Here is a 10802-nt window from a genome sequence, read left to right as displayed (position 1 = left end):
GCTGAGGGCGGCCCGGAGGACGGCGAGGCATGGCGCTGTTGAGTCGGCGCAGAGTGGCCATCCGGCGTTCAGCAACCGCCAGAGACAGCCGCCAATGAGAATACAGGACAAAAGTCACCAGCGACAGCATCAACGTGACCGCCAAAGTCCACTTGACTACCGATAGCGGACCGCTATTGGAAACATGGCGGGATACATACAATAATGGCGCAAAAGACACGGTCAACCCAACCGCTGACCAAGCTGCGACTATTCTGTACCACCGCGCAAGATTCTCCAAGCCGGGAGTGTTCGCGGGGGCGRCCCACCACAGCGACAAACAGCCCGAAGCCGTAATGATGCGCGAAAGATGGGCCGCCCGCAATATCCAATACAGGCTATTAGCCCCGACAGCTCCCGTCATGGCAACGGCTGCATACGCGGAGATCCGAATGGGGGTTTGATCGGCTAATCGATACGACTCTTCTGCCAGCGACAACGCGATCACAGATATAGTGGCTCCGGCCGCCATAGACCTTAGCTGCCGAGTCGACGAAACGCCGCGGTCGATCCATTCGTGAAACCGGATTCGCCCTCGCGTTGTCAACATTTCGTCCACGCTATGGATGGCATACTGAAGAACACGACAGCCGCACCACTGGCACAGGACAACCACAAGATTTACTGCCGAGTAGTACAACGTCCAAGTAAAGGCGCTACCATAAAATAGACTGGATGAGTTTAGCGTCTTGGACACGGCGACGGTCAAAGGGGGGGAAAAATTAACGACCAAGAAGGAAGCCCCCGCTTTCCAACTCCAGAAATTACGTGACGCTGATGCCCGAACACCGAATAATCGCAGGACCATGATGCGAGAGGTGTCCACCGCAAGTCGTTCGCGCAAGTGCACGGGCGCTGTCGTCGACATGATCAATACCTCTCATGCTGGCCGGTTGCGTCCGATATCTGGCTGCGGAACTGCCCGAACCTACAAAGCCCGTTACGCGAGCTTGGCCTCCCCCTCGGTCTGTCCGGTAGAGCGAGGTCGACGTCAGAACGGTGCCCAGTTTTGACGCGAACTGGCAAGACGGCGACGTCGGCTTCTGTGTCTTTTCGTGCCGCGTGGCGCTTCGCACTCACCGTCAGGCGGTCTACAGGAGGTACTGCCACTTGGTCATGCGGGCCTTCAGGTCGACGGTCGGCCCGTCGACCGTGAAGGTTCCGTCTCCACGGTGGTGAAACAACTGCGGTTGGGGCTGCGAGGGGTCGGTCCATGCCCTGACCGGCTCCAGCAGGAAGAGGCTGTAGGGGGCCACGAGGCTGCTGTCGGCGATCCTGCACTCGATGTTGGCGAAGCATTCGGCCACGAGCGGCGCCTGGACCTCCGCACCGGATACGGCGGTCAGGTCGAACTCCCTGAACTTGTCCACGTCGGCGCCCGAGCAGTTGCCGATGTCGACCACGGTGGCAGCCAGGTCCGCCGTCGGGACCGAGATGACGCACTCGCCCGTTTCGATCAGGGCCGAGTATGTGTGGTCCCAGGGGCCGATGGTGCACGCGATCAGAGGCGGGGCATGGCGCACCATCATGTTGAATCCGTTGGTCATCACGTTCGGGATGCCGCGGTGCCGAGTGGTGACCAGGATGACGGGGCCCGGTTCGATCAGACGGTGGACCTGGTCCAGGGGGTGGGGCTGAAGGTCCTTCACGGTGATCATGTCTGCTCCTGGAGCCGTGCGACCGCGCGTCGGCGTCACAGCCCGGCGCGCTCTCTGTCGCATCGAGTGTCGGCAGACGGGCACAGCCCCATGAAGGCTGCGTTGTTCCTGGGTACGGCAGGACCAGTCTCCGCCCAGGCTCACCTGCTCCCGTTCGCGCTACTGGTCCTTGGCGGCGAGGTCGGCTGCGCGCGCAACTGTCTGAGCCTGGTTCGGCTCGGCGGCCGTGGCCCTCAGCGTCTCGAAGGCGGCCGCTGTCGGGCTGGCCGGTTCGGCCTGGTAGACCACGAGCTGCTGGTGCGGGGCCCCATTGACCGTGAAGGCCGCGAACTTGATGTGCAGGTCTCCGACCTGTGGGTGCTTGAGATGCTTGCCTTCCTGGGACTTGCCCTTGACCTCGTGCAACTTCCAGAGTGCGGCGAATTCCTCGCTCTGGGCGGACAGTTCCGCGACGACCTCGGCGATGCGGGCCGATTCGGGGTCGTGGCCGTAGGCGGCCCTGATTTCGGCGACACAGGAGTGCGCGGCCCGCTCCCATTCCTGGTAGAACTCGCGGCCTGCCGGGTCGACGAACACCATGCGGGCGAGGTTGTCGGTCTGGTCAAACCCGCTGTGGAGGGCCATGGCAAGGGAGTTGGCGGCCATGATGTCGAGGGCCGGGCCGACGACGAAGGCCGGGGAGTGTTCCCACCCGTTCATCAGCTCCAACAATTGTTGGCTGACGTCCGTCTCGCCCCAGTCGCGCGGGCGCTGTGCGGCAGTGAGGCAGAGCCGGTTGAGATGGTCGGCGGCTTCCGCATCCAGCTTGAGGGCTTGAGCCACTGCCTCCAGAACCTGCGGGGAGGGGCTGTTCTCGCGCCCCTGCTCCAGCCKGMTGTAGTAGTCGGAGCTGACGCCGGCGAGCATCGCGACTTCTTCTCTGCGTAGTCCCGGCACCCGGCGTCGCCCGTATTCGGGCAGACCGACGTCCTGAGGCTTGAGGGCCTCGCGGCGGGCTCTGAGGAAATCACCCAAAGGTGTCCCATTGCTCATGCGGCAAGACTAGATGGTTTCCAGCCCACGGGACGTGTCGGTCGCGCACTGTGACACTGGGTTGCGGATCTTGAACGTGGAGTGGATTCGTGTCCTGATTGGTGGGATTTTCCGGGCCTCGCGTAGCTGGTGCGGAGGCCGGGCGCCGGGTGGCTTTTCGCTGTCCTTCACATCCGTGCGCCTCTCGTGGACCCAATTCCTGGGTGTAACGCACCCACCATCGGCAGACCATTTGCGGGCGTTTTCCGCCTAGCCTCGGGAGCATGGACAACGTCACGCGCCCTGACTCGGATGAAGGGCTGGGTCAGTTCCTCCGCTCCCGCCGGGAACGCCTCAGCCCTGCGGACGCGGGACTGCCCAGTGCCGGCCGCCGAAGGGTGCCCGGGTTGCGGCGGGACGAGGTCGCGGCGCTGACGGGGGTCAGCCTGAGCTACTACAKCMGGCTKGAGCAGGGTCGTGAACTCAGCCCCTCAGTCCGGGTGCTGGAGGCCATGGCGCGTGTGCTGCGACTCGGGGATGAGGAAACGCGGGTACTCTTCCGGCTGGCCCGGCCGACAGCCCGCCGTACGAAATCCCCGTTCCGGGTCGAGCGTGTCCGCCCGCACCTGCGGCAACTGATCGAAAGCTGGACCAGGACGCCGGCCTTCATCATCGGCCACGCCCAGGATCTGCTGGCCACCAACGCACTGGCCGACGCCCTCTACCGCGACTTCGCCCAGCACGACAACGTGCTGCGCATGCTCTTCCTGGACCCCGCGGCGAAGACCTTCTACCGGAACGCGGAACGGGCCAAGCATCGCGCGGTCGCCGACCTTCAGCAGACCGCCGCGAGCACCCCCGAGGATCCCCGCATCCTGGAGCTCGTCGGCGAACTGTCGGTACGCAGCGGCGAGTTCCGCTCGCTGTGGGCACGCGAGTACACCCGGGTCCCGCCCTACGAGGTCAAGCAGATGCACCACTCCGTCGTGGGCGACCTGGAGTTGCGGCACGAGGCCCTCACCATCCGCAGCGCGCCGGGACAGCAACTCGTCATCCTGCAGGCAGAGCCGGGCTCCCCTTCCGCGGACGGCCTCGCTCTGCTGGGTTCCCTCAGCGCACCTGAAATCCCTCGTCAGCAGAACCCTGCGGACGGCGCCTGAACCAGAAGCCACATAGCCTGGGCCGCTACCGCGCATTGCACTCGGCGGTGCCCGGAATTCTGTCGAATGGGTCACAGAAATCGCTTCGCCGGATTCCTGCGGACCGAAACTTGGGTGTCATGCGTTGTCACGGCCGCGTTCCCGGCGGCCGGATACCCGCTTCCGGGATCCCAGCCCGGAGCACGCGTTGAGCGGGGTCCGGCGACGACGCCAGGGGTGTGCAGTCCCCCGCCGTACGGCCTGCATCCTGTGGCGTCTGCCGACCTCGGCCCACCAGAACTCGCCGCTCGCCCGCGGTACTTCGCCGGACGTACGTTTCGTCTTCCTAGGTGTGGGACTCCCAGGAAAATCGCAGCCTTCATAGCGCAGTAGCCGACAGGCAGACTCAAACACGTCAACAGGAAATCCCCGAAATGGGGAGTCGACGAAAGAGGTTTTCCCATGGCTACGTGGTTTGTCACCGGCGCTTCCCGCGGTATCGGTGCAGAAATCGCCCGCGCCGCCCTGGCAGGCGGTAACAATGTCGTGGTCGCCGTACGAAACCCGGAGCGGGTGCCGGACGATCTGAAGAACTCCGACAACGTCTTCGCGGTCGCCCTGGACGTCACGGACAACGACAGCATCCCGCAGGCCGTCGAGGCCGCCGTGGACCGGTTCGGCGGCATTGACGTGCTGGTCAACAACGCCGGCCGCGGCCTGCTCGGCGCGCTGGAGGAGATCACCGACGCGGAGGCCCGGTCGCTGTTCGACCTCAATGTCTTCGGTCTGATCAACGTCACCCGTGCCGTGCTGCCCGTCATGCGCAAGCAGGGGTCCGGCAAGCTCGTGCACATCGGCTCCCGGTCGGGCTTCGAGGGCGAGCCGGGCGTCAGCCTGTACTGCGCGTCGAAGTTCGCCGTCGCCGGCATCAGTGAGGCGCTCTCCGCCGAGATGACCCCGTTCGGGATCCAGTCGATGGTCGTTGAACCGGGCGTCTTCCGCACCGACTTCCTCGACTCCAGCTCGCTCTCGGTGGCCGCGAACCGTATCGCCGACTACGACGAGACCCCCGCGCACGTGACGCTGGACTGGATCGACCGGGCCAACCACGCGCAGCTCGGCGACCCCGTCAAGGGCGCGGCCCTGATCGTCGAGGTCGCCTCCACCGAGAAGCTGCCCACGCACCTCTACCTCGGGCGCGACACCCTCGAGCGGCTGGACGTCAAGTACCAGCAGGTGCAGGACGACCTCGCCCCGTGGCGCGAGAAGTCCGCCGCCACCGCACACGACGACGCCGCCTGACGCACCGCCGGGCGCCGCACCGATGCGGCGCCCCTCAACTTCCGAACCCTCCGCCCCTCCGCACCTCCGCACCTCCGCACCTCCGATCAAAGAGATTGAGGTTTTGTGATGTCTGCTGCCCTGCTCACCGGTACTCCCCTGGCCGGCCGTGTCGCTGTCGTCTCCGGCGCCTCCAGCGGTATGGGTGCCGTCACCGCCGAACGGCTCGCCGAACTCGGCGCCACCGTCGTCGTCCTCGCCCGCCGCAAGGACAAGCTGGACGACGTCGTCAAGAACATCGATGCCGCCGGCGGCACCGCGCTCGCCCTGACCGTCGACGTCACCGACCGCGACGCCGTCCAGGTCGCCGCCGATCAGGTCGCCGACCGCTTCGGCAAGGCCGACCTCGTCTTCAACAACGCCGGCGTCCAGCTCATCTCCGGCATCGAGGAACTCAAGGTCGACGACTGGCAACGCCAGATCGACCTCAACATCACCGGCCTGATGAACGTCATCGCCGCGTTCCTCCCCCACCTGACGGACTCCGCCGCCCAGGGCAGGCCCGCCGACCTGATCAACACCTCGTCCATCGCGGCCACCCGGATCCTGGCGAAGTTCTCCGTCTACTCCGGCACCAAGGCCTACATCAGCCACCTCACCCGGCTGCTCCGCGTCGAACTCGGCGCCAAGATGGTACGGGTCGCCACCATCGAACCCGGCATGGTCGACACCGAGCTCCCCGACCATGTCACCGACCCCGACGCGTCCAAGCTGATGGCCGACCTCATCCGCGACATCGACGTCCTCCAGAGCGCCGACATCGCCGAGACCGTCGCCTTCATGGCCGCCGTCCCGCGCCACGTCAACCTCACCGAGATCACCATCCTGCCCACCGCGCAGGCCATCTGAAATCCGTCCCGTCAYGGCGGAGGGCCGGTGGGAACAGCCGAGCGCTGTTGCCCTGGCCCTCCGCCRTGACGGCATTGGGCGCTCCTCACGAAGTGAGGTAGCAGCCCTTCCGTACGCCCGGCAGCGGATCGGTGCCGAATGCCGCCGTCGTGCAGCCGGTGCCGCCGGTGAACGACTTATAGACAAAGCTGCCCCGTGCGCCGTAGGCGACGGTCTGCTGTCCGCCGAAGGCGCACGTCCCGTCCTCGTCCGAGCAGGCCGTTGCGTAGCCGGCCGGGCCGCCGGTGGCGGTGTAGCAGCTCTTCGACTCGCCGGGGATGGGGTCGCCGAACGTGGCGTCGGTGCACGGGGTGTCGCCGGTGGCCGTGCGCGTGGTGAACGCGCCGAAGGCGCCGTACATCACCGGCTGTCCCGCCGCGGCCGGGCAAGTGCCGTTCTGCGAAGCGCACTTGGTCCAGCCACCGGCCGGGGCTCCGTCGGGCGGCAGGTAGCAGGACTTGGCGACTCCGTCGATGGGATCGCCGAAGTGGGCGTTGGTGCAGGCGACGGAGCCGCTTGTGACCTGGTGGGCGAAGTTGCCGTTGGCGCCGTAGGCCACGTCACGGTTGTAGCCGGGCACGGCGCAGTTCTCGCCCTCGGCCGCGCAGACGGTGTATCCGGGCGGGCCGCCCGCGTCGGCGACGTAGCAGGACTTGACGAGATTCGACGCGGGGTCGCCACGGAAGGAAGCGTTCGTGCAGGCGGTGCTGCCGGTCACCGTCTTGTAGGTGTACGTCCCGGCCCCGTAGGCCACCGAGCGGGTACCGCTGAAGGAGCAGGTACCGCCCTCGCCGGCACACCGGGTGTAGCCCGCGCGCAGGGTGCCCGTACCCGGCTCGGGCGGCGCCGGAGGATTCCCCAGGCCGGTGGCGGTCACGTTGTAGCTGCCCGGAGCGACGCCGGTGAGGTAGACGTAGGTGTCGTCCTGGCTCGCGCCGGTGATTCCCGGGGTGGGCGTGAAGGATCCGTTGCTCCAGACGACGTTGCCGTTCACGGACACCGAGATGTTGGCGCCGCCGAACTTCGGGACTCCGATACGGCCGTTGGTGCCGGACGGGCTGGTGAGCCGCGCCGCGTACGTGCCGGCGGCGGGGTCGCGGGACCAGGACGCGTTGACGGCGCCCTGGGGCATGGTGATGCGGCCCTCGGCGCTGGTGAGGTCGCCGGGGTGCGGGACGAAGCGGTATGCGCCGGTCGCCGACTCCGGAGCGGTGCCGAGCACGTCGAAGGTGAGCGTGGAGGTGGGCGCGCTGGACCAGCCGTGCGCCAGGCTCATGAACGAACCGCCGTAGGCATGGCCGCCGTCGGCCCTGATCCCCTCCCAGAAAGTGCTCTTCGTGCCGATGTCGCTGTTCAGCATGTGGCCCCAGGTACGGCGGATCTGTGCCAGGGCGGTGTGGTCGTCGTTGGCGGCGAAGTGGGCGTTCAGCTCCATCCCGCCGGCGAAGGGCGAGACGTTGCCGCCCCACTCGGGGGTGAGGGGGCCGTAGATGCCCCATCGGGTCGCGAGTTGGCCGGCGATGCTGCGCGACTTCGCGGTGGAGTCGGTGAGCCCGTACCAGACCGCGAGTGAGTTGCCGTCCTGCGGATACAGACCGCTGGTCGGGTTGTCCTTGTACATGCCCTTCGAGGCGTCCCACAGACGGGAGTTGGCCGCCGCCTTCACCGCGGCCGCTCTGTCGTTCCAGCTCGCGGCGAGCGCGCTGTCGCCCTTGGCCGACGCCAGGGTGGCGCCGCTCTTGAGCGTGGCGTACAGCAGCGCGTTGGCGGAGATGTTCTCGCCGCCCTGTCCGGCGCGGGCCCAGTCCTGGACGGCGGTCACGTTGAGGAGGCCGTTGCCGCCGATCTTGCCGATGATGAAGGCCATGCCCCGCGTGTAGTCGGCCCATGCGGAGTCCAGCCACGCCCGGTCGGCCGAGTACGTGTAGTACGTCGCCGTGCCCAGGAGCGTCCAGAGGTGGTAAGTGTCCGAGCCCTTGAGGTTGAACGGCGGCCCCGACCAGGGGATTTCACCCTCGGCGGACTGCACGTCGTACATCGTGCTGAGCGCGTTGCGCGTCGAGGTGAGGTCGCCCGAGTAGGCGTACTGGGTGGGTACGGCGATACCCAGGTCGCCGGGCCACACCGTACGGTCCCGCTTGGCCCCGTCGACCAGGACCGAGTCGCCCACGCCGACGGTGGCGCTGTTGTCCCACTCCGTGGCCGGTGGGGGCCAGGCGCGGCCCTGGTCGGAGGCGATGGTGTTGAGCTGCACGGTGTACGCCCCGGCGTACCAGATGCGGTTGAGCAGGTCGTCGCTGGAGTGGAAGTAGTTGGCGTAGTCGGCCGGGTTGGCCTTCCCCGGCGCCGCGGTGAACTCGAGGCTGACGCCCTTGAGGTCCACCCAGCCCGAGGTGTCGAGGAAGACGGTGAGGTAGCGGAAGCCGCCCCGCAGTTGAGCCGTGGGCGTCGTGTAGGTGCCGTGGGCGGAGGCCGTGGCGTGGATCGCTCCGTCCTCGCCGTCGCGGCCGCTGCTCCGGTCGCTGTTCGTGCCCACGTACAGGGACGACTCGCTGTAGGCCAGGCCGACCCGCTGGCCGCTGTCGCTGGCGGCGCCGAACGACAACGTTGTCGCGCCGCCGACTTCCTTGCCGAAGTCGAGCGTGATGGCCGACTGCGCGCCGGAGATCCGCGTCGGCTGTCCGCCGAGGACGTTCTGCGGGTTCGCGACGCTGCCGGACGTGGAGTACACGGCGGCCGGCTTGAGGGTGCGGGAGGTCGGCGAGTAGTTCAGGGGGTCAACGGCCGCCTTGTTGACGCCTGTTGGGGCAGCCGGGGCCGCCGCGGGGGCGAGCGGCGTGGGGCCCGCGGCCAGCGCGGCGACCGCGATCATGGCGAGGCCGAGGACGCGGTGCCGGCCTGGCGGTCTGCTGAGCGGGGAACGACGACGCATGGAAGCCTCCCGGAGCGGATGCGGAATCAGTGGGCATGTGAGAACGCGAGCACTGAAACGATTCAAATCTGTGGGGCGTGAGGCCCAGTGTCCGATCGGACAGATGGATGCACGAGGAGCCTCGCTCAAGCGCCACCGATGATGGGCGCCCGGAAACGGGGTGTCAACCCGTTGCGGCCACTTCGAAATTGCCTTGAAACGACTCACGTTGGGGTCATTGACAGGACCCGCCAAGCCTTCTTCACTGCCTCAATACGGCGTCCCCGTGCTGGGGTTCGCCGGTCCAGGACCCCGTGAGAGTCAGCATGCCCAGGGTGACCAGTTGGCGGTCTCTCGGGGCCAGTTGTGGGCGGCTGGACATCTCGCCGAATGCCCAGGCAACGACCTGGTGTCCCCACTCGGGGGAGGTGTCGGCCGGCAAGTCGATGACCTTCTGACCGTTCTGTTCCTGCCGTCGGGCGGCGTGTGCATGGATGTGCGGGTCGTGTGCCGCCGGTGGTGACGAGCGGTTCGCCGGGGATGCGGGTGGAGCTAGTCGGTGTGCCGGCGGCGGAGCGCGGGCAGGGCCAGGAGGACGCCCAGCGAGAGCGTGGCGGCGACGACGCGCAGGATGCCGGCGAAGCCCAGGCCGGTCAGCGCACCGGTGAGCTGTGGGCCCAGGCTGGCGCCGATGAACATGCTGCATCCGTAGAGGGCGACAGCCGCGCCGCGTGCGTGCGCCGCGCCCGCGTTGATGGTCTCGACGACGGCGGGCGCCGCTGCCGCGACGGCTGCCACGAACAGCAGCAGGGCGATGGCCAGCGCCACGGTGTGGCCGCCGAGGAAGGAGCCGGCCGCGACGGCGAGGGCGGCCGGCGCGAAGGCGAGGACCGTGCGCAGGGGTGCGGCCAGGCGCTGGAGCACGGGGGCGAGTACGGGGATGGCCACCAGGGCGGGCAGCGCACTGGCCCGCAGGGCGAGGACCGCGGACGAGTTCCCGGCGATACCGGGCGGTCCGGCGATGGCGATCGCCGTGTAGACGGCAACGAACGAGGCCATCAGGGCCACGGTCGAGAGGTAGAGGGCGACCAGGCGTGGGCAGCCGAGCAGCCGTGGCATCGCCGCGAACGCCTGCCGCAGCCCGCCGCCGGAACCGTGGCGGAGGGTGGGCTGCAACACACGGCGTACCGGTATCAGGCTCAGCGCCATGAGCGCGGCGCCGATCCAGAAGACCGCACGCCACCCGAGCCCGGCCGCGACGGCCTGGGCGCCGATCTGCATGATGACGGCGGCTGCGAACATGCCGCTGGTGATACAGGTCAGGGCGATGCCGCGGCGCTGGGGCGCGATGTGGTGGACGACGTAGGAGAGCGCGGAGGGCGCGAAGGTCGCGGCGGTCAGTCCCTGCACTATCCGCAGGGCGACGGCCCACGTGAGGTCGGGAGCGGCGCCGACCGCCAGGGTGGCTGCCGTGGCGGCCACCAGTCCGGTGGTGATCACGGCGCGCGAACCGTAGCGGTCCGACAACGGACCGGCGAGGAGGAATCCGGCGGCGTAGGCGAAGCCGAACGCCGTCGCCGTCCAGGTGGCCTGTCCCGATGTGGTGCCGAGCGCGGCGGCCATCGGGCGCAGCAGGGCCAGGACGGTGTACATCTGCCCGACCATCAGAACACCCAGCGCGGTCAGCAGGGCGGTGGTCGGTGCGGCCGGCGCCCAGGTTGGCGGCTGGTCCGGGGTGGTGGGCGACGCTGCTGCCGGCTGCCGGGGAGAAGGGGTGGGAGTGGGATGGGACAAGGGGTGGGAGTGGGATGGGAC

General features: G+C 67.9%; 7 protein-coding genes and 1 pseudogene. 3 read left to right on the top strand and 5 right to left on the bottom strand.

Annotated elements, in window-relative coordinates:
- Positions 1 to 1130 precede the first annotated feature (1130 nt).
- A complete protein-coding gene (locus tag EAO75_RS44060; protein ID WP_148000759.1) occupies positions 1131 to 1697 on the bottom strand; it encodes a flavin reductase family protein in 567 nt (188 codons plus the stop codon).
- 159 nt (positions 1698 to 1856) lie between these two features.
- Positions 1857 to 2729 carry a helix-turn-helix transcriptional regulator gene (locus EAO75_RS44055; protein ID WP_148000758.1) on the bottom strand — a complete coding sequence of 291 codons (873 nt, stop codon included), beginning with the start codon at positions 2727 to 2729 and terminating at the stop codon, positions 1857 to 1859.
- Positions 2730 to 2992: 263 nt separating this feature from the next.
- On the opposite strand from EAO75_RS44055, the gene EAO75_RS44050 reads away from it, so the two are divergent.
- The 3 genes from EAO75_RS44050 (at position 2993) to EAO75_RS44040 (ending at position 6037) form a co-directional block, all read left to right on the top strand.
- Entirely contained in the window at positions 2993 to 3868 is an 876-nt protein-coding gene (locus EAO75_RS44050; RefSeq protein ID WP_148000757.1) for a helix-turn-helix transcriptional regulator, read from the top strand.
- A gap of 441 nt (positions 3869 to 4309) precedes the next feature.
- Complete coding sequence (locus EAO75_RS44045; protein ID WP_148000756.1) at positions 4310 to 5149, top strand: SDR family NAD(P)-dependent oxidoreductase; 840 nt, start codon at positions 4310 to 4312, stop codon at positions 5147 to 5149.
- A gap of 105 nt (positions 5150 to 5254) precedes the next feature.
- A complete protein-coding gene (locus EAO75_RS44040; RefSeq protein ID WP_222724038.1) occupies positions 5255 to 6037 on the top strand; it encodes an SDR family oxidoreductase in 783 nt (260 codons plus the stop codon).
- Between the two features lie 85 nt (positions 6038 to 6122).
- Here the strand turns inward: EAO75_RS44040 and EAO75_RS44035 are convergent, their stop codons facing one another.
- The 3 genes and pseudogenes from EAO75_RS44035 to EAO75_RS44025 form a co-directional block, all read right to left on the bottom strand.
- Positions 6123 to 9008, bottom strand: a complete 2886-nt coding sequence (locus tag EAO75_RS44035) for an MGH1-like glycoside hydrolase domain-containing protein (RefSeq protein WP_261989703.1) — start codon at positions 9006 to 9008, stop codon at positions 6123 to 6125.
- A gap of 289 nt (positions 9009 to 9297) precedes the next feature.
- Positions 9298 to 9483 (bottom strand): annotated as a pseudogene (locus EAO75_RS48060) (carboxymuconolactone decarboxylase family protein); the annotation flags it as partial.
- 56 nt (positions 9484 to 9539) lie between these two features.
- Positions 9540 to 10802: MFS transporter (locus EAO75_RS44025; protein ID WP_261989702.1), on the bottom strand; the 1263-nt coding region annotated here is incomplete at its 5' end.

It is taken from the genome of Streptomyces sp. UW30 (assembly GCF_008042075.1).
Taxonomy (GTDB): Bacteria; Actinomycetota; Actinomycetes; order Streptomycetales; family Streptomycetaceae; genus Streptomyces.
Note: the sequence above shows the minus strand (reverse complement) of the source record. Positions and strands in the feature narration are given on the sequence as shown.

Bases quoted from the DNA above. Each gene is read 5' to 3' on its own strand.
- EAO75_RS44060 (WP_148000759.1), bottom strand. From the start codon at position 1,697: ATGATCACCGTGAAGGACCTTCAGCCCCACCCCCTGGACCAGGTCCAC.
- EAO75_RS44045 (WP_148000756.1), top strand. From the start codon at position 4,310: ATGGCTACGTGGTTTGTCACCGGCGCTTCCCGCGGTATCGGTGCAGAA.
- EAO75_RS44035 (WP_261989703.1), bottom strand. From the start codon at position 9,008: ATGCGTCGTCGTTCCCCGCTCAGCAGACCGCCAGGCCGGCACCGCGTC.